The following is a 23,944-nucleotide window of genomic DNA, read 5'->3' as shown; positions in this document are numbered from 1 at the left end:
GATGCTTGAAGTCTCCCGGTGGCGTCGCCTCGCGCTGGCGATCGCTAAGAATTCACGAGTCCATACTGTTGCGCTCGGCTTGATGGCCGCAGCCCCCCTATGGACCCAGGCGGAGCAGACCGCCCTAGACCCCGAATATAACCCTTACCTCTACCTGGATTGGTTACCCCGCTCAGAGTTGACCCCTGAGGAAAGAGCCAGGATACCGGCAATTTGTACCGGCGCTTTTATTGAGCCGCCCAGAGATTATCCGGATGCGAATCTACCCCCGGAAGACGCGCCACTGCGTGCTACGGCTGAACAGTCCCACTTGTCAGACAATGGGTCTGCTGAACTGAGTGGCAATGTCCATATCACCCAGGGCTATCGCCAATTGTTTGCCGATCAGGTGGAGCTCAATCGCCAGACCAACACCGCTTATCTGAGCGGTGCTATCGAACTGCGTGAACCCAATTTGCTTGTTCGAGGCGCCACCGCCGAGGTGCACACAGACACCGAGGCCGCCTCCATTGAGGATGCAACCTATGTGGTGCACAACGAGTTTATCCATGGCGATGCGGCTCAAGTTGCTCGCCAAACCAGTGGTGAATTGACCCTTACCGATGGCACCTATACCCGCTGTGAGCCAGGTCGGGCCTTCTGGCGCCTGAGTGGCGGTGAAATCAATATCGATCAAGTGGAAAGCCAGGGAACAGCGCGGGATGTACGCCTGGAGATACTCGATGTCCCCGTGCTCTACTTCCCTTATTTTCGCTTCCCGGTGGGCGATGCGCGTATGTCGGGCTTCCTGTTCCCCTCCCTGAGCAACAGCGAAAAGAACGGCTGGGATTTATCTGTTCCTTACTATTGGAACATTGCCCCACAGATGGATGCGACCATCACACCCCGCTATATCCAGTACCGAGGCACTGGCCTGGAGGTGGAATTTCGCCACCTGAGCCCCATGTTCAATACGGAAATCCGTGTCGCGGATCTCCCTGACGACAAGGGCGGTAACAGTGACCTTGCGCAAGAGTTGATCGACCGAGGCTTCCCACAGGACCTGGTCCTGCCCTACAAAGGTGAAGATCGATGGTTGGTAAACCTCGAACAGCAGGGCGGCTATAGCGGCAGTATCTGGCGTACCGATATCGACTACACCAAAGTCAGCGACCCCGACTATTTTAAGGATTTAAGTACCGCCAATCTTCAAGTCAATGCAGAGACCCAGGTTAGCCAAAAAGCCCAGGGCAAATTGACGTTTGAGAACTGGGCTATCACGCTTCGCGCCCAAGATTACCAGATATTGGAAAATGATCGCTTCGATACTTTCGCCCAACTACCTCGGCTGGATGTAGATGGGGATTACCGCTGGGGTGACTGGCAGCTAGCCTTACAGAATGAAGCTACTGTATGGCGACACCAGGATACCCAGACAATCAGATTTATTAAAGATATTGATGACCCTGACAGTGTCACTGAACAAACAAGAGACTTTGTAACCGCAGACCGCCTGCGCCTAGACTATGAGCTTTTCTGGGATAAAGAGTGGCTGTGGGGCTACTTTAAACCTGGATTGGCAGGCCGCTATCTAGGTTACCAAGTCAGTGATACCTTCCTGCCAGAAGACGCGAACGACACTCCCAGTGCTTCCGCCGCCCAGCTCACTCTAGACACCGGCCTCTACTTCGAGCGGGATGGCTTCGCCTTTAACCGCGATTACATTCAGACCTTGGAGCCCCGCTTATATGGGTTGCTCAGTAGCAGCGCCAATCAAGAAGATTTCTTCAATATCACAGATGCTGATCTCGATAATCTAGGCCCAATTGATCCGCAAAGTAATAATTTGCTCTATGACACCTCGCTGTTCACCTTCAGTTACGATCAACTGTTCCGCCACAGTCGCTTTACCGGTAATGACCGTATCGATGATGCAAGCAGAGTTGCATTAGGACTGACCACTCGCTTTATCGAGCCTATTAGTGGGCGAGATTTGTTATCCGCCAGTATCGGCCAAGTCTTTTACTCCAGTGACACCCAAATTGGTCTGAAGGAGCTTATTGAAGAAACCCCACGCTCAGAACTTGCAGCAAGGCTGGAGAGTCGTCCTATTCAGTCACTCCGTATAGGCAGCGAACTGGTCTACGATGATTCGGAGCACAATATTAATCGAGGCAACTTCAGCTTGCGTTACCTTGATAACGATGCCCGTATTTTCAACCTCAGCTACTACTATGAACGGGATGACGATCCACTTTTCCCAGATGATCTAAATAATGATGATGACTCCTCGGTAAGGCAGCTCAACAGTTCAGCCGTACTGCCCATCAATCTCCATACCTCTATAATGGCTGGCGCGGCCTATGACCTGACATTGAATCGGGAACTGGAATACCTTGCCGGTATCGAATATGACGATTGTTGCTATCGTGCGCGCCTTTTATGGCGTCGTACCCTAGACAATGATCTGGCCGGAGTCGTTGCAGCGGAAGACCTTCAATACGATGAGGGCATCTACCTCGAGATACAATTGAAGGGCTTAGCAGGGTTTGGAGCAACAGTCACTCAGATGTTGACCCAAGGAATTGCCAATTTTGATCAGAGAGAAAAGCTAAAACCGTGATGGAAATAATACAGAAATTTATGCCTAAACTAGGCCTGTCATCCGTTCTGGCTGCCTGCGCCCTGATCGCCGGCACGGTCACAGCTCAAGTACAAACCCTGGACCGGGTAGTCGCTGTTGTCGATGAAGATGTGGTTATGGCCAGTGAGCTGGCCCAACGCATGAACACTATCGCCAGCCAGATTCAAGCCCAACAGGTTCAGGCACCGCCTGTCGATGTTCTGCGCCGCCAGGTACTCGAACAATTGATCATTGAGCGGTTACAGCTACAGATGGCTTCCCGTGCGGGCGTTACCATCTCTGAATCCGAGCTAGACCAAGCAATCGCCCGAGTTCAACAAAACGCTAGTGTCAGCCCAGAAGAGTTTCGTCAGCGCCTGCGCACTGATGGCATGACCATGAAGAGCTTCCGCCAGCAGATCCGCCAGGAGCTGATGATCCGCCGGGTGGAACAGGGTAGCGTCAACCGCCGAATCCAGATCAGTGACCAGGACATCGACAATTTCCTGCGCTCCAAAGAGGGAGAGTTCTGGAAGTCCCCTCAATATGAGCTGGGCCACATACTGATCCCGATCAGCTCCAGTGCCCCCGCCAGTGAAGTCACCCAGGCGCGCGAGAAAGCCGAAGAGCTGGTTAAACAGGTCCGCGACGGTACCGATTTCCGTCGCCTGGCGATCGCCAACTCTGCCGGTCAGAATGCCCTTGCCGGTGGCGATTTGGGATGGCGCAAGACCGTGGAGCTCCCCACCCTCTTTGCCGATGCGCTCAACGGCCTCAAAGTCGGCGATGTCACCGAACCCTTCCGCAGTGATGCCGGCTTCCACCTACTCAAGATACACGCGCAAAAAGGCGCCAGTGAGCAGCTGGTGGAGCAAACTAAGGTTCGCCATATCCTATTAAAGCCTTCCGCCATCCTTACCGATGATGAGGCCTATAACAAGCTTGTGGCCATGCGCGAAGAGGCGATGACCAGCGATAATTTTTCTGAACTCGCCCGCGAGAATTCAGAAGATATTGGCTCTATGCTATCCGGGGGCGATCTCGGCTGGTCTATGCCTGGACAGTTTGTGCCGGAATTTACCCAGGCCATGAAGACCACCGGCATCGGCGAAATCAGTCTGCCATTTCGCAGCCAGTTCGGCTGGCATATCCTAAAGGTCGAGGGTCGACGTAAACAGGACATGACCGATCAGTACATCCGCAACCAGGCCGCGAACCTCCTGCGAAACCGCCGCTATGAAGAAGAGCTGCAAAATTGGCGCCGGGAAATTCGAGACCAGGCTTATGTAGAGATCAAATTGACAGATGAGAAGGAAGAGGACTCCGAAGAAGAAGCGCAATAAGAGCGCTTTCTGAGATCTCTGAGACCGGGCCAAAGCGCCCGGTTTTTTATTCGTATAAGGTGTGGCCTCTCTATGATACCCAGAATCGCATTGACTCCCGGAGAACCTGCAGGTATTGGCCCGGAGATATGTGTCAAAGTCGCCCAGCAAGGCAGCCCTGCCCAGTTGATTGCCATTGCAGATCCCAGCCTTCTGGAACAAGCTGCCCGCAGACTAGGGCTTCCCCTGCAGCTTCTAACTTTCTCTGAAGATACCCTACTATCAGAAACGGCCCCTGGCAGTCTCTATATTTTAGAAAGCCCCTTGAAACAGGCTTCCCGGCCAGGAAAGCTGGACATTACCAATGCCACCTATGTATTAAAGACATTAGAGATAGCCGCAGATGGCTGCCTTAATGGCCGGTTTGATGCTCTGGTGACAGGCCCTGTGCACAAAGGGGTAATTAATGAAGCTGGGTTTACATTTAGTGGCCATACCGAATTTTTTGCAGAACGAGCGGGCGTAGCGCAGGTAGTCATGATGCTCGTCGCTCAGGAGCTACGGGTGGCACTTGTCACTACACATCTGCCACTTAAAGATGTCAGCGCGGCAATAACCGGTGATCGTCTGGAACTCATTGCGGAGATCTTACATCGTGGTCTGCGCGACCAATTCCACATCGACTCACCCCACATCGGTGTTTGTGGCCTAAACCCCCACGCCGGAGAGGGAGGCCACTTGGGCAGGGAAGAGATTGAAGTGATTGAACCTGCACTTGAAAAACTGCGCGGTCGTGGGCTCCATCTGACCGGCCCACTGCCGGCGGATACGCTGTTTACCCCTCCTCAGTTAGAAAATTTCGATGCGGTACTTGCTATGTACCACGATCAGGGGCTGCCAGTGTTAAAATTTCACGGCTTTGGCAAAGCCGTAAATATAACGCTGGGCTTGCCTTATATTCGCACCTCGGTCGATCACGGCACAGCTCTCGACCTGGCTGGTAGCGGCAAAGCCAGTTGCGGTAGCCTTGAAGCTGCCCTATCCCAGGCAATTGAACTGGCGCAACTACAGTCCCGCTAGGCAATAGCAGCCTATATATGCCTCATACCACTTTTAGAATTGCAGATTAATTAATGGACAATTTTTTCCAACACAAGGCACGCAAGCGTTTCGGCCAGAATTTTTTGGTCGATGGGAATATTATCGAGCGTATTGTTCGCTCTATAGCTCCTAAAGAAACTGATAAATTAGTTGAGATTGGTCCAGGCCAAGGCGCTATTACCGAACTACTCCTACAACGCTGCCCCTCACTCACTGCCGTGGAACTGGATAGGGATCTAATTCCCCTGTTGGAATTTAAGTTCAGGGATTATCCCGACTTCAAGATTATTGAGCGGGACGCATTGAAATTTGATTTTGGTGAGTTTGCCGCGGAGCGCCCTCTGCGTATCGTTGGTAATCTACCCTACAATATTTCGACACCTCTTTTATTTCATCTGCTCAGCTTCAAAGGCAAAGTGCAGGACATGCACTTTATGCTGCAAAAAGAAGTCGTCGATCGCCTTGGAGCCAGCCCCGGAACAAAATCCTATGGACGCCTCACCGTCATGGTTCAGTATTACTGCCGTGTACAAGGGCTATTCCCTGTGCCTCCGCAATCCTTCAGACCAGCGCCTAAAGTTGAATCGGCTATTGTCCGCCTGATCCCCCATAGTGAAATTCCCTATATAGCGGAAGATGAAAAGCTACTGGAACGAATCGTTAATATCGCTTTTCAACAGCGCCGAAAAACTCTGCGCAACGCACTAAAACCCCTATTCCCTGCACTTGACCATGAGCAACTGCCAGTAGACGCGAGCCGCCGCCCAGAAACATTAAGTGTGCAAGAATTTGTACAATTGTCGAATTACTGCGCAAAGCTTGGGCAACAATAAGCAAGCTAGACCTCGGGGGATAAGAGTTTGGCCACTTATGCTATTGGCGATATTCAGGGCTGTTTCGAATCTTTAAAACGCCTACTGAAAAAAATCCATTTTCGCTTTGACCGTGACAAGTTATGGATTGCCGGAGATTTGGTTCACCGTGGCGAAGACAGCTTGGGCACCTTGCGCTTTCTCTATGAGCATCGCCAGCAAGTCACTGCAGTTCTCGGTAATCACGATCTGCATTTATTGGCTCTGGCGCATGGCGCCAAGCATCTGGCAGACAAAGAGCAAGACCTCGCAAAAATTCTTAGGGCAAAGGATTCAGACCGTCTATTAAGCTGGCTACAGACTCTCCCCTTACTGGTGCATAAAAAGGGGTATACCATGGTCCACGCTGGCATCCCCCCCATCTGGAGTATCATTAAAGCACAGAAACTATCACGCGAAGTCGAACTTGCTCTCTCAGACGAAGCAATGGCAAAAGCTTTTTTTTATGGCATGTACGGTAACGAGCCCCACTGCTGGAGTGATCATCTAATCGGTATTGAGAGGTTGCGCTCTATTACTAATTACTTCACACGAATGCGCTTTTGCAAAGAGGATGGCACCCTCGACCTTGTTACCAAGCGCGGACCACAAGCATCTCATGGGGATTACAAGCCTTGGTTTAATTTCCCTGATAGAAAAACCAAAAATGACAAAATAATTTTTGGCCATTGGGCCGCCCTTGAAGGCAGAGCTGATACCGAAAATATTTACGCTTTGGATACAGGCTGTGTTTGGGGTGGATATCTCACGGCCATGCGACTAGGCGATGAAGAGTTCTTTTGTACCGACTGCAGCATTTAAGCTTTCACAAAACTTTTCTTATGAGTTTTAAATAATGAGGGCAAAATAACAAACCCTCTTTTATTAAGCGAAAGTAAAACCAAATACCTGTGCAAAGTGTATAGAAACCAAAAAAAGACTACAGGTAAAATTCTTTATCAAAAGGATTAGTAGCGCCACTTAAAATGACATCAGAAGCTTCTATAAGTATCCCTGAACGGCAACAATCACCTCTCTATGGGAATGAAACCATCACCTAAAAACTCACCAGGGATTCTCCCCTAGAGTGGAATCAGAAATAAAAGACACTTCTAAAAACTGATTATTTTCCAGAATAATTTTTTCTCTATATTCCTACTATCTGAGCATTTATATAGCAGCATAAATCTGCAATAACTCTTTTTGCTTCCCTATGGATACTTAAGTTATCAAACAACAGTCGTTTCAATGTGTCTTCACTCCCTAAAGAAGAAATCAACATAAGCAGCAAGAGGTAGATACTTATTGGAAGATTAATAGTTCCACAAAAAATGGGGAGAAATTAAAAGTAGTGACCCCCTCCCTCTACTCAGCTTTCACTCAGAAATGAGGGTTACTTAGACTCGTAACCATTAGGATTTTGGGACTGCCAGCGCCAGGTGTCTTCGACCATTCGCTCTAAGCTATACTCAGCCTTCCAGCCAAGTTCACTCTCCGCCAACGCAGAATCTGCATAACATTCAGCAACATCTCCTGGGCGACGTGGTGCAACTTTATAGGCTATAGATTTGCTGCTAGCAGCCTCAAATGCTCGCACTACTTCCAATACAGAACTTCCTTTACCCGTACCAAGGTTGTAGGTATAGCACCCCACTTGAGTTGAGGCTTTACTCAGCATGTTCAATGCAGCCAAGTGGCCTCGAGCAAGATCAACCACATGGATATAATCTCTGACACCGGTACCATCTACCGTAGGATAGTCATCTCCGAAGACCTGTAGGAATGGCCGCCGACCCACAGCCACCTGAGAAACATAGGGCAGCAGGTTATTAGGTATCCCACTAGGATCCTCACCAATTCGACCACTCTCATGAGCACCGATTGGATTAAAGTAGCGTAGAAGGCTAATTTTCCACTGGCTAGCTGGCGCAGCGCATATATCCTTCATTATATTCTCAACCATCAGCTTACTTGAGCCATAAGGGTTCGTAGCGCCAGTAGGAAACCCCTCAAGAATTGGTACCGTTTCCGGGTCACCATAAACCGTGGCTGATGAACTGAAAATGATTTTGTTAACATCAAACTCCTCCATCACCTCCATTAGAGCCAGGGTACCAGCAACATTATTTTGGTAATAACGCAGAGGTTGGCTTACAGACTCTCCCACTGCTTTAAGCCCAGCGAAATGGATTACTGCCTCTATGTTGAAATCTACAAATACTTGGCGAAGCCCATGTTTATCAGTAATATCCAGATCGAAGAAAGGTAACTCTTTATCGGTGATCAACTCTACTCGTTGCAAAGCCTCACGGTTGCTATTGGACAGATTATCCACGACAACTGGATGCAAACCTGCCGACAATAACTCTACGCAGGTATGACTACCAATATAACCAGCACCGCCAGTCACTAAAATCGTCATTTCAACTCCTCTCAAATCTGTACACTTCCCGTTGGCCGTAAGTAAAAACTAAAACTGCCATTAAATTCAACCTTTCCGGACACTAATCCAGTGCCGTGCTGAACCAGAAAGCTATGCTGGAGAAGCCGGGACTGTTTCATCGGACTCGGGGAAGAACAAGGTTAGCAACGGCGATAATGAATAGTGCTTTATGCCGGGCAACTCTCTAGCAAGGAATGACTGGATAACCGCCAACCACTCACTTTGTGGAACGAGCAGCACATACAGTCTTCAAAACAACTAGTCAGTGCTCTGATTCCAAATGATAAGCAGGACGCTGGACTCTGCCCACCAGGCTACAGGGAGGTAAATATTATGACAATTTTTAATCACTACCTGGAAAGATACGAGTCAATCCAGGATGAAGAGCTCAGTATCCAAGAATACCTGGAACTCTGTAAGACGGACCGCAGCGCCTACGCCTCTCCCGCTGAGAGGATGCTGATGGCTATTGGCGAGGCAGAACTGATTGACACCTCCCGCGATGCCCGTCTATCACGTATATTCTGTAACAAAGTTATTAAGCGTTACAAAGCCTTCAGTGAGTTCTATGGCATGGAAGAGGCCATAGAGCAGATCGTCTCATTCTTCCGTCATGCTGCTCAGGGTTTAGAGGAGAAAAAGCAAATTCTCTATTTACTAGGGCCTGTCGGTGGCGGAAAGTCCTCCCTGGCGGAGCGCCTTAAAGCGCTTATGGAGCAGGTCCCCATATATGCGATCAAGGACTCCCCGGTTTTTGAGTCGCCACTTAGCTTGTTCTCTCCGAGTGAAGATGGTCGCATCCTTGAGGAGGACTACGGAATTGCAAGACGCTATGTAAATACCATCATGTCTCCATGGGCGGTTAAGCGCCTACATGAATTCAAAGGTGACATCAGTAAATTCAGAGTAGTGAAAATCCGTCCGTCGATCCTCGATCAAGTTGCTATTTCTAAAACTGAACCCGGTGATGAAAACAACCAGGACATTTCCTCACTAGTTGGCAAAATTGATATTCGAAAGCTTGAGGATTACCCTCAAAATGATCCAGATGCCTACAGTTTCTCTGGCAGCCTTTGCCGTGCAAACCAAGGACTGATGGAGTTTGTGGAGATGTTTAAGGCTCCAATTAAGGTTCTCCATCCACTGCTTACCGCAACCCAGGAGGGTAACTACAACAGCACCGAAGGGCTCGGATCTATACCATTTAATGGAACTATTCTCGCGCACTCCAATGAGTCTGAGTGGCAGTCCTTCCGTAACAACCGGAATAATGAAGCATTTCTTGATCGAATTTATATCGTAAAAGTACCCTATTGTGTACGGGTTCATGAAGAGATCAGGATTTATCAAAAGCTTTTGGAAAACAGCTCCCTATCAAAAGCCCCTTGCGCGCCGGATACCCTACGCATGCTGGCTCAGTTTTCCGTACTCTCACGTGTTAAAAATCCAGAGAACTCCAGTCTCTACTCAAAAATGCGCATCTATGACGGAGAAAATCTCAAAGATACCGATCCAAAAGCAAAAACCATCCAAGAATACCGGGATAATGCCGGTGTTGATGAGGGCATGAATGGGTTATCCACCCGCTTCGCCTTTAAAATACTTTCCAAAGTTTTCAACTTTGATGCCACAGAAGTGGCGGCCAATCCTGTGCATTTACTCTATGTGCTTGAACAACAAATTGAACAGGAGCAGTTTCCTCCGGAAATCCAGGAAAATTATCTCGGCTTTATTAAGGAATACCTAGCGCCTAGATATGTAGAATTTATCGGCAAGGAAATCCAGACGGCTTATCTTGAATCCTACGCCGAATATGGGCAAAACTTATTTGATCGGTACGTCACCTATGCCGATTTCTGGATTCAAGACCAGGAATACAGGGACCCTGAGACTGGAGAAATTCTCGACAGAGGCGCACTGAATGAGGAGCTGGAGAAAACAGAAAAACCTGCCGGCATATCCAATCCAAAAGACTTCCGCAATGAAATTGTCAATTTCGTTCTACGTGCTCGCGCCAACAATCAAGGCAAAAATCCAGATTGGCGCTCTTATGAAAAACTGCGCGCCGTTATTGAGAAAAAGATGTTCTCCAACACAGAGGACCTCCTACCAGTAATTTCCTTTAACACCAAGGCCTCGGCAGATGACAAACGTAAGCATGCGGATTTTGTTGCCCGTATGGTGGAACGTGGCTATACAGAGAAACAGGTTCGACTGTTATCAGAGTGGTATCTGCGAGTGCGTAAATCACAGTAACTGGGTTTATTAAATTTACTGTCTGCGACTTTCAAATACACAAGCGAGATTATTTCTCTCCCTGTAGAGCCGACAAAATTCAACCACTTAGGGCTCCTATCGGAGCCCCAATAGCCAGAACGAGTATTTCTGAATAGATTGCTTGGTGGCCTTTGCCAGATGGTTTTATTCAGACTAAAGGCAGAAATATGAGCTACATCATCGACCGCCGCCTAAATGGGAAAAAGAAAAGTACTGTTAATCGCCAGCGCTTTTTAAGGCGTTATAAAGCCCATATTAAAAAAGCTGTTGGCGACGCAATGAACAGCCGCTCCATAATGGATATGGATAAGGGCGAGCGTATCAGTATTCCCACCCGAGATATCAGCGAACCACTATTTTCCCATGGTAATGGCGGACATACTGAACGCGTTCTTCCCGGCAATAAAGAATTTACCGCAGGAGATCGTATACCCCGCCAGCCCCCCAAAGGTGGCGATGGTAATGGTGGCGGTGCCAGTGATAGCGGTGAGGGTGTCGATGACTTTGTCTTCCAAATTTCCCAGGAAGAATTCCTGGACTTTATGTTCGAAGGGTTACAGCTGCCCAATATGATCAAACGGCGACTCGCTGGCAATGAGTCCTTTCAAGTGGTCCGGGCGGGAATCAGTAACGAAGGCACCCCTGGTCGTCTTAATGTCATTCGCTCCCTCAGAGCCGCCCATGCGCGCCGTATCGCCTTAACCAGTAGTAAAAGAAGACATATCCGCAATCTAGAAGAGTCTCTGGAGCTCGAAGAGCAAAAAGAGTCCGCTCTGCGTGATCAACGCAAGATAGAAGCCCTAAAAAGTGAAATTAACGAGTTGCGTAGGCGAGTTGATCGGGTGCCATTCCTCGATGATTTTGATCTGAAATATAACCTGCTGATCCGGCAGCCGAAACCACGTTCACGAGCGGTGATGTTCTGCCTTATGGATGTATCTGGCTCCATGAATCAAGCCACCAAGGATATGGCCAAACGCTTTTTCCTATTGCTCTACCTATTCTTGCAACGCAGTTATGAATACACAGAAGTCGTATTTATCCGTCACCATACCAGCGCAAAGGAAGTGGATGAGGAGGAGTTTTTCTACTCCCGCGAGACCGGAGGAACCATTGTTTCCAGCGCCTTAAAACTAATGAGACGAATTATGCAGGAGCGCTACCCGGACAGCGAATGGAATATTTATGGCGCTCAAGCTTCCGATGGCGATAATTGGAATGATGATTCCAGCACCTGCCATCGCATTCTTATCGATGACATCATGCCCCATGTACAGTACTACTCCTATGTGGAGATCACCCCTAGAGACCACCAGGCCTTATGGGAAGAGTATGAAAGTGTGCGTACACTGTTCCCAAATCACTTCGCCATGGAGCAAATTGTGGATGTGCAGGATATCTACCCTGTATTCCGCCAACTGTTCAGCCAGAAGGTGACCGCTCGATGCTAGACACATTTGCCAGCGGCAACGACTCGCAAAAACCAGAGTCTGTAAACCCCATCTCTACCACTTCAGAGTGGACATTTGAGTTAATCCAGGAATATGATCGCGCCATCGGCGAACTGGCTGACGAATTCGGCCTGGATACTTATCCCAATCAAATTGAGGTAATTAGCTCTGAGCAAATGATGGATGCCTACTCATCGGTAGGTATGCCAGTTGGCTACAACCACTGGTCATTCGGCAAGCAATTTATCAGTGTTGAAAATAATTATCAGCGCGGGCTAATGGGACTCGCCTACGAGATTGTTATCAATTCCAACCCCTGTATCGCTTATCTCATGGAAGAAAATACCATGACGATGCAGGCCCTGGTCATTGCTCACGCCTCCTACGGGCACAATTCTTTCTTCAAGGGAAATTACCTTTTTCGCTCCTGGACCGATGCCAGTAGTATTATCGATTACCTGATTTTCGCTAAAAATTACATTTCCCGCTGCGAAGAGCGCCATGGTCTTGATGAGGTCGAGGCCGTACTGGATTCCTGTCACGCTTTGATGAATTACGGCGTTGACCGCTATAAACGACCGTACCCCATCTCTGCTATCGAAGAAGAGCGCCAGCAACAGGAGCGTGAGGAGTATCGACAACGACAACTAAACGATCTCTGGCGAACCATCCCAAAATTAGGGGACGGCGCTGAAGAATCGAATGAAAAACGTTTTCCTGAAGAGCCCCAGGAAAACATCCTCTACTTTATTGAGAAAAATGCTCCCCTACTCGAAGGCTGGCAAAGGGAGTTAGTGCGTATCGTACGCAAGCTCGCCCAGTATTTTTACCCACAGCGTCAAACTCAGGTAATGAATGAAGGCTGGGCCACTTTCTGGCACTACACACTGCTGACAGAACTCTACCGGCGTGGTCGTGTCACGGAAGGCTTTATGATGGAATTTTTACAAAGCCATACGAATGTGATTTATCAACCCAGTTTTGACAGCCCTTATTACAACGGCATCAACCCATACACTCTGGGTTTCAGCATATTCAGTGATCTCAGGCGTATCTGTGAAGACCCTACCGATGAAGACCGTCGCTGGTTTCCAGATATCGCTGGGAGTAATTGGCGAGAAACACTGCAGTTTGCCATGCGCGATTTCAAGGACGAGAGCTTTATTCTGCAGTTTCTCTCCCCAAAAGTAATGCGTGATATGAAACTCTTTTGTATCAGTGACAACGACCAGGAAAATGAAATTGTTGTCAGCGCAATCCATGACGACAGCGGCTATCGACAGTTGCGGGAAAACCTTGCTGGCCAATATAACTTAGGTAACCGGGAGCCTAATATCCAGGTTTACTCTGTAGATACCCGGGGAGACCGCTCACTCACCCTAAACCATACCCAACATCGCCGCCGTCCACTGGGCAAAGATACACCCGAAGTTTTACGGCACCTGCACAGACTGTGGGGTTTTGATATTCATCTAAACAGTCTCAACGGGGATGAGATTACGGCGAGCTACCACTGTCCTGAACAGGGCCGTGACAGGCAGGAGGGGGAGGAAGAATCCATGCTCATTCCAAAACCCATCTGAATTTTGTAAGGGAGCTTTTTGATAAAGCTCCCTTACAGTGGGGCGAATGACCAGGAATAAATCTAAGCAGAAAAGCTTGGCTTAGTGATCGGCCTCTAATAACAGTCTGGCTTTAGCAGCCAGCTCACCGCGCTCCTCTCGATGCGCCAGTAGGGCATCCGCTCCCGCATCCAACCAGCGCGCTTTATCCAGATCTTCTTCTGCGGCTACAACGAGGATACGCAAATTGCTGTACTCACTGCGCGATCTCAGGTAATCCAGTACCTGGAACCCCCCATCGCCCACCAGGGCGGCATCAACCACCAACAGCGCCGGCTTGGCATTAGCCATTAAAATGCCTGCGGAAAAGCTGTCACCAGCCACCTCAATTTCACAGCCAATATTTTTCAGCGCCTGCAAGCCTGAAGAGGTCAGCTCTGGATCTGTTGTCAGCAACAGTACTTTACGACTGGGTACCGCCAGGTCATTCGGCACCGGCATAGAGTTATCCCGTAGGAAGCCCACGAAGTCCTCTACACAAATACGATGGTCACCCCGCCCCGGAAGTTTGTATGCCTTGAGTTGCCCCCGCTCAATCCAGCGAATCACCGTTCGGAAATTGACCCCACAATACCGAGCCGCTTCCCCGGTGGTTAGCACATGTAGTTCGCTCATATTTATTCTCCCCAACAACTGCAGTCCTTGACGGCCAGGTCAACCTCACGAGCCCCGACTCCATCCCCCGAAGCCAGGCGCGAAATTATCCTGCCCAACAGGATCGCCCCTATAAATTATGCTGTTCAATGCTGCAAAACCAGCCCGAAATTCGGTCCATGTATCTAGTTAACGAACAGCGAAACAACCCCCTCAAAAAATACTAAAAGATATAGTTGACAGGTATGACAGGTCTCATAGAATGACCCCAGATTTAGCGGTACATCTGTGTCGCCAGATCCTCTCCAGCGGGCATGGCCGGCAAGTCAGTTATCCCGCTATTGGCAATTAGATGTTTGCTAAGCGAATACCCTAAGACCCTGGGCCCCCTTGTTTTTTCGGGGCCTTTTTTTTATCTTGCCCAAATCCCAGTCTTTACTTCCCACCTAATATTGCCTCCAAGTAATTGGTGGACTGTGCCGGAACCAATGGATTTATGGCAGTGCAACCCCTTTCCAAAAAATCACTTTCTCCAGTAGTGGAGAGTTTCACTTGAAGACCTACCTTGTTGGCGGCGCGGTTCGTGACAAACTGCTCAACCGCCCAGTAACAGAACGCGACTGGGTGGTGGTGGGCACCGATGTTGAGCATATGCGTAGCCTTGGCTACAGCCCGGTGGGGAAAGATTTCCCGGTTTTTCTGCATCCACAAACCGGGGAGGAGTACGCCCTTGCCCGTACAGAACGCAAAAGCGGGCACGGCTACGGCGGTTTCACAGTCAATGCCACAGCGGATATTACTCTGGAAGAGGACCTGCTGCGCCGTGACCTCACCATCAACGCCATGGCCGAGACAGAAGACGGGGAGCTAATCGACCCCTACAAAGGTCAGGAAGACCTGCAGGCCCGCCTGTTACGCCACGTATCCCCGGCCTTCGCCGAGGACCCCTTGCGTGTATTGCGAGTAGCCCGGTTCGCGGCGCGTTATCATCACCTCGGGTTTACTGTCGCCGACGAAACCATGGCCCTTATGCGGCAGATGGTAGAGGCCGGCGAGATTGAATATTTGGTGGCCGAGCGAGTATGGAAAGAGGTCAGCCGTGCTTTAACTGAACCAGACCCGGATATTTTTATCCGCATACTACGCGAGTGCGGAGCCCTATCTATCCTGCTTCCTGAGTTGGAAAACCTATTCGGCGTCCCCCAACCTCCCAGACACCACCCCGAGGTAGATACTGGCGAGCATGTTTTATTGGCTCTCCATACTGCCCCCGCCGAGCTGCCAGTGCGCTTCGCCGTCTTGCTACACGACTTGGGTAAAGGCCTCACTCCCGATGAAACCCTCCCCAGTCATACCGGTCATGAGTCCGCCGGAGTTCCCCTGGTGCAGGCTGTCTGTGAGCGCTGGCGCACCCCAAAGGAACTGACTGCTCTGGCCATCGGTGTCTGCCAATACCACCTCCATTGCCACAGGGCCTTCGAATTGCGCCCACAGACCATTATGAAAATGATCCGCAGCCTGGATGCCTTGCGACGTCCAGAGCGATTTGAAAACTTTCTACGCGCCTGTGAGGCAGATGCCCGGGGTCGTGAGGGGCTGGAGAATCGAGATTATCCACAGGTGGACTTTTTACGCGCCGCTCGCGATGGGGCAGCGGCAGTAACTGCCGAGGAGTTGATTAAACAGGGCTACCAGGGTGCGAAACTCGGGCAAGCACTGGACCGGGAGCGCATCAAGGCAATCGCCAAAGTAAAGGATGACTACATTGCGTAATGTGTTGATTACCGGTGCCGCTGCACGCCTGGGTCGTGCTATTGCTGAAGAGCTACATAGAGACCACAGAGTTGTTATTCACTATCGCCACTCGGCTGATGCAGCTAAAGCCCTGGCAAACGAGCTGAACCAGCTCCGCCCCAACTCTGCCATAGCCTTACACAGTGAATTGAATAGCGCCGAAGCCTGTTCCAATCTGGCCCGGCGCGCGCAAGAGGCCTGGGGCCGTATTGATGTTCTGGTCAACAATGCCTCAGCATTTCACCCCACACCTGTGGGAAAGGCGACCGAGGAGGATTGGGATCGTCTGGTAGGCAGTAACCTCAAAGCCCCCTTCTTTCTCACTCAGGCCCTGAAAGAAACACTCAGCCAACAACAGGGCTGCGTTGTTAATATGGCAGATATCCACGCCGAGCGCCCGATGCCCGAGCACACTATTTACTGCGCCGCCAAGGCTGGGTTGGTAATGCTGACAAAAAGCCTCGCGCTGGAGTTAGCGCCCCAGGTCCGGGTCAATGCAGTCGCACCCGGTGCCATTCTTTGGCCAGAGCAAGAGGCAACTAACGAAGTCAAGAAAGCACAAATCACCCAGCGCATTCCTTTGGCCCGAACCGGCGACCCCAGCGATATCGCCAAGACCGTGCGCTTCCTTGTCTGTGATGCCCCCTATATCAACGGTCAGGTTATTGCCGTTGACGGCGGCCGCAACCTCAATATCTAGAGCGGCGCTTCACTTCAATTTCACCGGCACTCTGTCAGAATGTTTGGCAACTTTCTCTGCCACAAGAGGTTTGCCGGTGCCCTCACTAAAGATATTGTTGATTGAAGATAACCCCACTATCGCCCGCCAGCTTGCCGAATTCCTTCATGCTGAGGGCTGGCAGATAGATTATGCCCACCGGGGTCGCCAGGGCTTACAGCTGGCCCTGGAACAAATCTTCGACCTGATTATTCTCGACCTGGGCCTGCCGGATATGGACGGCTTAGAGGTCTGCGAAAAGATCAAGATACAAGCGCCGGTTAACATGCCCATTCTGATGTTAACTGCCCGAGATGCTCTCGCAGATAAAGAACGCGGATTTGGTATCGGTGCCGATGACTACTTATGTAAGCCCTTCGAACCAAGGGAACTGATATTGAGATGCCGCGCCCTGGCACGTAGACACCAGCTGCATACCAGTGAAGAAATTAAGGTCGGTGATTTACAGATAAACCAGCGCCAGCAAACGGCCTACCGGGATAAACAACCTCTGCCCCTGACAACTATCGGTTTTCGCATTCTCACTATGCTCGCCCAGGCGTCGCCAGCACCAGTAAGCCGCTCGGCAATAATCCACCATATTTGGGGTGATGCCCCCCCAGAAACAGACGCCTTAAAATCCCACATTTATAGTCTTCGCCAAACACTGGATAAGCCTTTCCAGGCCCCTATGTTAAAAACCATCACCAATCTCGGTTATCAGTTGGAAACTCCCAATGCGCGAAACCAGTAATTTACAGAGGAAGGTCTTCGCTATTTTTGGCAGTTTTACCCTGCTGCTATGCTTGGTGTTTTTTGCCATTTGTATGATGGTGGCCTATGTAGTTGAAGATCATTTACTCGATAACTTATTGGCCGGAGAAGTCCGCTACCTCGAACAGCAGGCAAGACTGACTAGTGCGACCCCAAAGCCACGCCTACCCTATTTAACGCTATACACTGAAAGCAAAATAATTCCGGCCGAACTGCGCACTGCCCTACCAAGCTATGCAGAAAAGGCTGAGTGGTTTAGTGATACTGAACATCACTTCCATTTACGCAGAGTACATTTTCCGGACAACCATTCCGCCGTTCTCGTAGCTGAAGTCAGTGAATTGCTCACTGTTACGCGACAATCTTCAAAACTTCTTTGGCTCTTTGCCAGCGCCTGTATCTTGACCCTACTCTTAGCCCTCTATTGTGCTTTTCGTATTTCCCGTAAAACCATCGCGCCTGTAGTAACCCTTGCTAAAGCAGTTCAGCAGCAGAGAAACTGCGATTCTCAAATTTCCCTGCCCTATAACAATGAACAAGATGAAATCGGTTATCTCGCAAGTACCTTGCAAGATACACTTAACCAGCTAAAGCTAACATTGCGCCGGGAAACTGAGTTTACCCGGGATACAAGCCATGAGTTGCGCACCGGGCTAACCATTCTGAAAAGCACACTGGCTCTCAGTCAAAATCGGGAAATGACTTTAGCTGAGAAAAATGAGCTATTAGAAACTGTTACCGGTATGGAAAAAACCGTTAAGACACTATTAGCCCTCGCCCGCTCTGAGTCTCTACAGTCGGAAGATATCCCATTGCGCGCTTTACTAGAGGAACGTCTTTTAGCTCAACACCAGTTAATTGTACAAAAGCATTTTTTTGTTGATTTAAAGTTAGGGCACAAAGTCAGAGTCCTGGCCAATCGACACCTGGTAAGTCTGCTCTTCGACAACTTGATCAGCAATGCATTACAGCATGCTACCAGCCCTGAATTGGTTATTACCTATAAGGGGGACGCACTCTCTTTTGAGAACGCCACAGACAACCAATTAGATCTAGAAACCTCCCTCTTACCCGGCCAAAAAAGGGAAGGCAGTGACGGCATTGGTCAAGGCCTTTTCCTGGCCAAGAGAATCTGTGAAGCCTTGAATTGGACCATCTCTATCCAATGTAAAAAAAATATTTATCAGTGCTCTCTATCTTTTACACAGTAGCGTTCTAAGATTCAAATTTTTACCGTATGCGCTCGAGATGCACAGTGAATCGGCATCCATACCTTATACGATCTCGAGCGCAGCTTTTTCTTTCTTCCTAAATAGCAACTGCAATCTCACCTGAATTTCACCTTCCATCCATTATTCTCCTACGAACTCACTAGAAGATTTTCCGACTGCTACTACAATTTTGGAGATTAATATGTTTAAGAAAATTGTTATTTCCCTGACACTGACTTTGTCCGTCTTTTTTGGTTTTATTATTTGGATTAAGGGCCTAATTCCACTCCAAGAGCAGGACTTTTCCACTACGACAGTCAGTGACCTGCCGTATTTACAACAATTACCCAGGGAAAGCCGAGGAAAAATCTTAGCTGTTGCTACCAGTACTGAAACGATGGGGGATAGTGGCAAGGCGACTGGTTATGAATTAACGGAACTGGCACGCCCCTATTACATCTTTTCAGCCAACGGATTTATTGTCGATATTGCCAGTCCCAAAGGTGGCAAACCGCCTGCGGTGATCGATAAAGATGATCTGGGGCCTTTCGACTATGCCTTTCTCAATGACCCGGAGGCACAGCAAAAGGTCAACAACAGTATTCCTATCGATCAGGTATCAGCAGAGGATTACCAGGCCGTATTTTTTGTCGGCGGTAAAGGCACCATGTTCGATTTCCCCGACAATCCCCATATCCAGTCCCTGGTCCGGGAAATCTATAACAGCGGCAAAATTATCGGAGCGGTATGCCACGGGCCAGCAGCCCTTGCCAATGTCATCCTGGATAATGGCAAGCCCTTAATCGCCGATCGGCAGATCAGTGCTTTTACTAACGAAGAGGAGCTTTTTCTTATCCCTGACGCCGAGCAACGATTTCCATTCCTGCTTGAGGATCGCTTACGTGAACAGGGCGCGTTTTTTCAGGCTGGGCCCACTTACCTGGAACAAGTCAGTGTGGATGGCCAGCTTATTACCGGGCAAAACCCCTGGTCCACCTGGCTGGCGGCTGAGAGTATGGTAAGCGCGATGGGCTATACCCCTGTTCCACGCCAAGTCACTCCAGCGGAGCAGACCGTCAAATTACTACTCACTTATGAGCAACACGGCTTTACCGAGGCCACAGAGAAATTGCATAAGCTTCAGGAGGAAGGGGAAATAGACAAGCGCCTACTGGCCATGCATGGCGTTGTCTCTGCAATGCGTTGGGAGCCGGGCAGGGCTCTGGACATAATCAGACTGCTGTCCAAGAGCCAGGATTGATAGAGCCCCTCAAAAGCCAGCTAGCCAGCCTGATCCAGGGGCTGGCCATTTTCATCCACAAATAATACATCGCGGATACTGAGTTTCTGTCCCTGGACATTCTGCACAGCCACTTCAGAGATTGGTTCGCCACTGATTTTATCGACCAGATGCATCCCATCTTTATTGCCATTCCAACGCAGGTTCCACTGACGCAGGGCGATTACCACCGTAAACAGATCCCGGCCTTTTTCCGTTAAGCGGTACTCATAGCGAGTGCCGTGTTCACCCGCATCAAAGCGCACCAGCACTTCGTTTTCCACCAAACGGGATAACCGATCCACAAGGATATTTTTGGCAATTCCCAGGTTTCTTTGGAAATCCACAAAACGGCGGGTACCCAGCATCGCCTGCTTAATTATCAACAGGGACCACCAGTCCCCCACCTCATTTAGGGCGCAAGCCAGGGAGCAATCAAGATCATCAAAGCGTTTACGTGACATACCCCTAGTATACCGGTAAAAGAGTTGCAATACGAAACCAGATATTGAACTCAACCTTAAAATAAGGTCTTATAACGCAACCGTTTTAATTGTGACCTAGTGGGACCAGTGAGTCCCAGTGTTGAATCGAGACATTCAGGAGAGAAATATGAGTGGTTCCCTGGACAACCTACTGCGTCCTTTCGAGCATAAATCCCTAAAGCTTCGCAACCGGGTCGCAATGGCACCTATGACCCGCACTATGTCGCCGGGCTATGCCCCCAATGACCAAGTGGCCGGCTATTACCGCCGCCGCGCCGAGGGTGAAGTGGGGCTGATTATTACCGAAGGTACCTTCGTTAATCATAAAGCCGCAAACGGCTACGAGAATGTCCCAGCAATATACGGTGAAGCCGCTCTCGCCGGCTGGAAAAAAGTGGTAGACGAAGTACACGCTGCCGGTGGCCAGATTATCCCGCAGTTATGGCACGTAGGCTCCGTGCGCAAAGAGGGCATAGGCCCGGATAAATCAGTGCCCGGCTACTCTCCCTCAGGCCTGTTCAAACCCGGCAAGCCCAATGGCCAGGTGATGAGCAAAGAGGACATCCAGGAAGTTGTAGAAGCTTTTGCGGACGCGGCGAAAGCAGCCAAGGAAATTGGATTTGACGGCGTAGAGATTCACGGCGCCCACGGCTACCTGATCGACCAGTTTTTCTGGGAAGGTACCAACCAACGCGATGACGAGTACGGTGGCTCCATCGAAAATCGCACCCGCTTTGCAGTGGAAATTATCAAGGCGGTACGTGAAGCCGTAGGCGAAGATTTCGCCATAGTGCTGCGCTACTCCCAGTGGAAGCAGCAGGATTACGAAGCCAAGTTGGCGCAAAACCCGGAAGAGCTGAAACGCTTTCTGACACCGCTGGTTGAAGCTGGTGTTGATATTTTCCACGCCTCTACAAGACGCTTCTGGGTGCCGGAATTTGAGGATTCTAATCTCAACCTGGCAGGCTGGACCAAGGAGCTGACTGGAAAACCGGTAATTTCTGTCGGCAGTGTCGGCCTTGACGATGATTTTATCGGTGGCAATAACCAGGGCATGGGCGGTACCGCTAATCCTACCGATTTAGGCGAATTGACCCGCCGTATGGACAACCAGGAGTTCGACTTAATTGCCGTAGGCCGCGCGCTATTACAAGACCCACACTGGTTCGCCAAGGTACGTGAAGATCGCGCGGAGGAAATCACGCCGTTTACCAAAGAAGCGTTAATGAGCCTAAGTTAATTATTCCTAACAAAAAGCAGCCTCAAAGGGCTGCTTTTTTATATACATTTTTTAAGAAATTATTGGAATCACGGCCAAATAAATTCTACCGGCCACAATTTTTGTGAAGCCTGGTCGTACTCATTCCACAGCTGACGGTAAGTTTTCTGCTCGACCGGATGCAGTACTTCAGGTGCAATCTCTGCCAGAGGCTGTAAAACAAAGGCATTTTTTACAATCTCACCTCGAGGCAATTTTACCCCGTCGACAGTTCCGGTCAGGTGATCATAGGTGAGAATATCAATATCCAGGGTGCGCGCGCTGAACTTGGGACCGGAGCGCAGGCGGCCATTGGCATCTTCTATACCACGTAGACACAGGGCCAGCTGCCCTACCGGCAGGTCAGTTTGCAACCCCACCACCAGGTTGTAAAAGTTATCGCCCTGGAAGCCCACCGCTTCACTTTCGAAGATCCGGGACACCTGTAATTCGCCAAACCGCCCGGCCAGGGCATCCAGCGCTGCGCGAATATATTGCGCGCGATTGATATTACTGCCGAGGCTGAGATACACCTGAGCCACGTTTATACTCCCGCAGACATCGCTGCTGCACCTATTGCCGGCCTCTCGCCGCGCTCGATAATGACACCCACATCCCTGGACCCTCTGACCGCGCCTGGCTTGGACAAACGCAGTCGCAGCCAGCTTACGGAAAACTCTTCCCTGACAATTGCCGCAGCCTGTTCCGCCATGGTTTCCACCAACAGGAATTCGCTGCTCTCAATAAAAGCGATCAGGCGCTTGGCCACCGCTTTATAGTTCAGTGTGTACTCAATATTGTCTGTGCGTGCCGCTTCACTGATATCGAAAGCCATTTCCAGATCAAGGCTAACAGTCTGGCGTACTTCCCGCTCCCAATCGTAGATACCAATAATGGTATCCACCTTTAAATCCCGTATATAAACAATATCCATTGATCGCTCTTTTCTTTTTACTACCAGGCTAACCCTGGAGTTTTTAAAGCTCAGTTTTGGGCAGCTCAGTCATAGGCCAACGCGGGCGTACATCTACTGCAAGGCTCGTCTGTTCCCCAGCTTTCAATCGCAAACTACCGGCATAGGCGATCATAGCGCCGTTATCGGTGCAAAACTCATGGCGGGGATAGTAGACATTGGCACCGTCCTTGCGCAGGCTCGTTTCCAAACGTTCACGCAACAATTTATTAGCGGAAACCCCACCGGCAATGACCAGAGTTTTATAACCAGAGGCTTTAATTGCACGACGACATTTAATCACTAGAGTATCCACGACCGCCTCTTGGAAGGCTGCCGCAATATCCGCACAGGTCTGTTCATCCGGCAGGCCATCTTCGAGGGCGTGCTGACGCACAGTGGTCAGGGTGAAGGTTTTTAAGCCCGAAAAGCTGAAATCCAGCCCCGGTCGGTCAGTCATAGGGCGAGGGAAGGTAAAGCGCTTGGGATCACCTTCCTCAGCCAAGGCTGCCAAACGCGGACCACCGGGGTAGTCCAGATCGAGCATCTTGGCGGCCTTGTCAAAAGCTTCACCAGCGGCATCGTCCAAGGATTCCCCCATCAGTTCGTAGTCGCCAAGACCGCGCACTTCTACTAATTGGGTATGACCACCAGAGACCAGCAAGGCCACAAAAGGAAAAGCCGGTGGATTGTCCTCCAGCATCGGAGCTAATAAATGCCCCTCCATATGATGCACCGCCACAGCGGGCACCCCCCAGCCATACGCCAGGGCGCGGCCGGCACAGGCGCCCACCATCAGTGCGCCAACCAAGCCTGGACCGGCGGTATAAGCTACGCCATCCAGGTCGGAGGGCCGGGTATTGGTTTTAGCCATTAGCTGGCGCACCAGCGGCAAGAGTTTGCGCACATGGTCGCGGCTCGCCAGCTCAGGCACTACACCACCGTAATCGGCGTGCAAGTCAACTTGACTAAACAGGGCGTGGCCGAGCAGACCGGACTCCGAATCGTAGATTGCAACGCCAGTTTCGTCGCAGGAGGTTTCTATACCGAGGACGCGCACTTGATTTCATTCTCGTGACTACTTCGAGGGGTGCTTATCATACTGGAAAATAGGGTTGCGATCCCGTATGGGAGTGTTTAGAATTTGCGCCCTCGCTGTGAACCGGCCACCGGATGCAACTGCGAGAGCATTGCCGGAATGGCCGAGAGA

At 50.1% G+C, this 23,944-nt stretch carries 20 protein-coding genes; 14 read left to right on the top strand and 6 right to left on the bottom strand.

Going from position 1 to position 23,944, the window contains the following annotated elements; translation table 11 throughout:
• The first annotated feature begins 1 nt into the window (after position 1).
• The 5 genes from FIU95_RS01975 (at position 2) to FIU95_RS01955 (ending at position 6,698) form a co-directional block, all read left to right on the top strand.
• Positions 2-2,602, top strand: coding sequence for an LPS-assembly protein LptD (locus FIU95_RS01975; RefSeq protein WP_152451021.1), 2,601 nt, complete (start codon positions 2-4; stop codon positions 2,600-2,602).
• Between the two features lie 20 nt (positions 2,603-2,622).
• The gene (locus FIU95_RS01970) at positions 2,623-3,945 is read left to right on the top strand and encodes a peptidylprolyl isomerase (RefSeq protein ID WP_253868795.1); all 1,323 of its coding nucleotides are present in this window, start codon (positions 2,623-2,625) and stop codon (positions 3,943-3,945) included.
• 72 nt (positions 3,946-4,017) lie between these two features.
• Positions 4,018-5,004 (top strand): 4-hydroxythreonine-4-phosphate dehydrogenase PdxA, encoded by a 987-nt coding sequence (gene pdxA / locus FIU95_RS01965; protein WP_152451019.1) that lies wholly within the window; start codon positions 4,018-4,020, stop codon positions 5,002-5,004.
• Between the two features lie 53 nt (positions 5,005-5,057).
• The gene (rsmA, locus tag FIU95_RS01960; RefSeq protein ID WP_152451017.1) at positions 5,058-5,858 is read left to right on the top strand and encodes a 16S rRNA (adenine(1518)-N(6)/adenine(1519)-N(6))-dimethyltransferase RsmA; all 801 of its coding nucleotides are present in this window, start codon (positions 5,058-5,060) and stop codon (positions 5,856-5,858) included.
• Positions 5,859-5,885: 27 nt separating this feature from the next.
• Positions 5,886-6,698 (top strand): symmetrical bis(5'-nucleosyl)-tetraphosphatase, encoded by an 813-nt coding sequence (locus tag FIU95_RS01955; RefSeq protein ID WP_152451015.1) that lies wholly within the window; start codon positions 5,886-5,888, stop codon positions 6,696-6,698.
• Between the two features lie 571 nt (positions 6,699-7,269).
• Here FIU95_RS01955 and galE read toward each other — a convergent pair.
• Positions 7,270-8,298: a UDP-glucose 4-epimerase GalE gene (galE, locus tag FIU95_RS01950; protein WP_152451013.1), complete on the bottom strand. Its 1,029-nt coding sequence runs from the start codon at positions 8,296-8,298 to the stop codon at positions 7,270-7,272.
• A 354-nt stretch (positions 8,299-8,652) separates the two neighbouring features.
• On the opposite strand from galE, the gene FIU95_RS01945 reads away from it, so the two are divergent.
• The 3 genes from FIU95_RS01945 (at position 8,653) to FIU95_RS01935 (ending at position 13,630) form a co-directional block, all read left to right on the top strand.
• Entirely contained in the window at positions 8,653-10,575 is a 1,923-nt protein-coding gene (locus FIU95_RS01945; RefSeq protein ID WP_152451011.1) for a PrkA family serine protein kinase, read from the top strand.
• Positions 10,576-10,763: 188 nt separating this feature from the next.
• Positions 10,764-12,047: a YeaH/YhbH family protein gene (locus FIU95_RS01940; protein WP_152451009.1), complete on the top strand. Its 1,284-nt coding sequence runs from the start codon at positions 10,764-10,766 to the stop codon at positions 12,045-12,047.
• A complete protein-coding gene (locus FIU95_RS01935; RefSeq protein ID WP_152451007.1) occupies positions 12,041-13,630 on the top strand; it encodes a SpoVR family protein in 1,590 nt (529 codons plus the stop codon). Before FIU95_RS01940 ends, FIU95_RS01935 begins: the two co-directional genes overlap by 7 nt.
• An 81-nt stretch (positions 13,631-13,711) precedes the next feature.
• Here the strand turns inward: FIU95_RS01935 and FIU95_RS01930 are convergent, their stop codons facing one another.
• Positions 13,712-14,284, bottom strand: coding sequence for a helix-turn-helix domain-containing protein (locus tag FIU95_RS01930; RefSeq protein WP_152451005.1), 573 nt, complete (start codon positions 14,282-14,284; stop codon positions 13,712-13,714).
• Positions 14,285-14,815: 531 nt separating this feature from the next.
• On the opposite strand from FIU95_RS01930, the gene FIU95_RS01925 reads away from it, so the two are divergent.
• The 5 genes from FIU95_RS01925 to FIU95_RS01905 all read left to right on the top strand — a co-directional run bounded on the left by FIU95_RS01925 (position 14,816) and on the right by FIU95_RS01905 (position 20,021).
• Complete coding sequence (locus tag FIU95_RS01925) at positions 14,816-16,036, top strand: multifunctional CCA addition/repair protein (RefSeq protein ID WP_152451003.1); 1,221 nt, start codon at positions 14,816-14,818, stop codon at positions 16,034-16,036.
• Positions 16,020-16,757: a pteridine reductase gene (locus FIU95_RS01920; protein WP_172975298.1), complete on the top strand. Its 738-nt coding sequence runs from the start codon at positions 16,020-16,022 to the stop codon at positions 16,755-16,757. The genes FIU95_RS01925 and FIU95_RS01920 overlap by 17 nt, the downstream gene beginning before the upstream one ends.
• Positions 16,758-16,833: 76 nt before the next feature.
• A complete protein-coding gene (locus FIU95_RS01915; protein ID WP_152451001.1) occupies positions 16,834-17,529 on the top strand; it encodes a response regulator transcription factor in 696 nt (231 codons plus the stop codon).
• Positions 17,513-18,760, top strand: coding sequence for a sensor histidine kinase KdpD (locus FIU95_RS01910; RefSeq protein ID WP_152450999.1), 1,248 nt, complete (start codon positions 17,513-17,515; stop codon positions 18,758-18,760). The genes FIU95_RS01915 and FIU95_RS01910 overlap by 17 nt, the downstream gene beginning before the upstream one ends.
• Before the next feature lie 202 nt (positions 18,761-18,962).
• Positions 18,963-20,021 (top strand): type 1 glutamine amidotransferase domain-containing protein, encoded by a 1,059-nt coding sequence (locus tag FIU95_RS01905; RefSeq protein WP_152450997.1) that lies wholly within the window; start codon positions 18,963-18,965, stop codon positions 20,019-20,021.
• A gap of 20 nt (positions 20,022-20,041) precedes the next feature.
• Here FIU95_RS01905 and FIU95_RS01900 read toward each other — a convergent pair whose 3' ends face one another.
• Positions 20,042-20,503, bottom strand: coding sequence for a helix-turn-helix domain-containing protein (locus FIU95_RS01900; RefSeq protein WP_152450995.1), 462 nt, complete (start codon positions 20,501-20,503; stop codon positions 20,042-20,044).
• 148 nt (positions 20,504-20,651) lie between these two features.
• On the opposite strand from FIU95_RS01900, the gene FIU95_RS01895 reads away from it, so the two are divergent.
• Positions 20,652-21,764, top strand: coding sequence for an NADH:flavin oxidoreductase (locus tag FIU95_RS01895; RefSeq protein ID WP_152450993.1), 1,113 nt, complete (start codon positions 20,652-20,654; stop codon positions 21,762-21,764).
• 68 nt (positions 21,765-21,832) lie between these two features.
• Here the strand turns inward: FIU95_RS01895 and folK are convergent, their stop codons facing one another.
• Genes folK through tsaD form a run of 3 tightly spaced genes read right to left on the bottom strand, consistent with a single transcriptional unit; the run spans position 21,833 to position 23,794 of the window.
• On the bottom strand, positions 21,833-22,324 hold the full coding sequence (folK, locus tag FIU95_RS01890; protein WP_152450991.1) for a 2-amino-4-hydroxy-6-hydroxymethyldihydropteridine diphosphokinase: 492 nt from the start codon (positions 22,322-22,324) through the stop codon (positions 21,833-21,835).
• A gap of 2 nt (positions 22,325-22,326) precedes the next feature.
• Positions 22,327-22,716 carry a dihydroneopterin aldolase gene (gene folB, locus FIU95_RS01885; RefSeq protein WP_152450989.1) on the bottom strand — a complete coding sequence of 130 codons (390 nt, stop codon included), beginning with the start codon at positions 22,714-22,716 and terminating at the stop codon, positions 22,327-22,329.
• Between the two features lie 43 nt (positions 22,717-22,759).
• On the bottom strand, positions 22,760-23,794 hold the full coding sequence (gene tsaD / locus FIU95_RS01880; protein ID WP_152450987.1) for a tRNA (adenosine(37)-N6)-threonylcarbamoyltransferase complex transferase subunit TsaD: 1,035 nt from the start codon (positions 23,792-23,794) through the stop codon (positions 22,760-22,762).
• Positions 23,795-23,944: the final 150 nt, after the last annotated feature.

It is taken from the genome of Microbulbifer sp. THAF38, assembly GCF_009363535.1.
Classification (GTDB): Bacteria; Pseudomonadota; Gammaproteobacteria; order Pseudomonadales; family Cellvibrionaceae; genus Microbulbifer.
Note: the sequence above shows the minus strand (reverse complement) of the source record. Positions and strands in the feature narration are given on the sequence as shown.

Bases quoted from the DNA above. Each gene is read 5' to 3' on its own strand.
- folB (WP_152450989.1), bottom strand. From the start codon at position 22,716: ATGGATATTGTTTATATACGGGATTTAAAGGTGGATACCATTATTGGT.
- FIU95_RS01945 (WP_152451011.1), top strand. From the start codon at position 8,653: ATGACAATTTTTAATCACTACCTGGAAAGATACGAGTCAATCCAGGAT.
- FIU95_RS01940 (WP_152451009.1), top strand. From the start codon at position 10,764: ATGAGCTACATCATCGACCGCCGCCTAAATGGGAAAAAGAAAAGTACT.
- galE (WP_152451013.1), bottom strand. From the start codon at position 8,298: ATGACGATTTTAGTGACTGGCGGTGCTGGTTATATTGGTAGTCATACC.
- pdxA (WP_152451019.1), top strand. From the start codon at position 4,018: ATGATACCCAGAATCGCATTGACTCCCGGAGAACCTGCAGGTATTGGC.
- FIU95_RS01900 (WP_152450995.1), bottom strand. From the start codon at position 20,503: ATGTCACGTAAACGCTTTGATGATCTTGATTGCTCCCTGGCTTGCGCC.
- FIU95_RS01895 (WP_152450993.1), top strand. From the start codon at position 20,652: ATGAGTGGTTCCCTGGACAACCTACTGCGTCCTTTCGAGCATAAATCC.
- FIU95_RS01970 (WP_253868795.1), top strand. From the start codon at position 2,623: ATGCCTAAACTAGGCCTGTCATCCGTTCTGGCTGCCTGCGCCCTGATC.
- FIU95_RS01930 (WP_152451005.1), bottom strand. From the start codon at position 14,284: ATGAGCGAACTACATGTGCTAACCACCGGGGAAGCGGCTCGGTATTGT.
- rsmA (WP_152451017.1), top strand. From the start codon at position 5,058: ATGGACAATTTTTTCCAACACAAGGCACGCAAGCGTTTCGGCCAGAAT.
- FIU95_RS01910 (WP_152450999.1), top strand. From the start codon at position 17,513: ATGCGCGAAACCAGTAATTTACAGAGGAAGGTCTTCGCTATTTTTGGC.
- FIU95_RS01920 (WP_172975298.1), top strand. From the start codon at position 16,020: ATGACTACATTGCGTAATGTGTTGATTACCGGTGCCGCTGCACGCCTG.
- FIU95_RS01975 (WP_152451021.1), top strand. From the start codon at position 2: ATGCTTGAAGTCTCCCGGTGGCGTCGCCTCGCGCTGGCGATCGCTAAG.
- FIU95_RS01905 (WP_152450997.1), top strand. From the start codon at position 18,963: ATGTTTAAGAAAATTGTTATTTCCCTGACACTGACTTTGTCCGTCTTT.
- FIU95_RS01935 (WP_152451007.1), top strand. From the start codon at position 12,041: ATGCTAGACACATTTGCCAGCGGCAACGACTCGCAAAAACCAGAGTCT.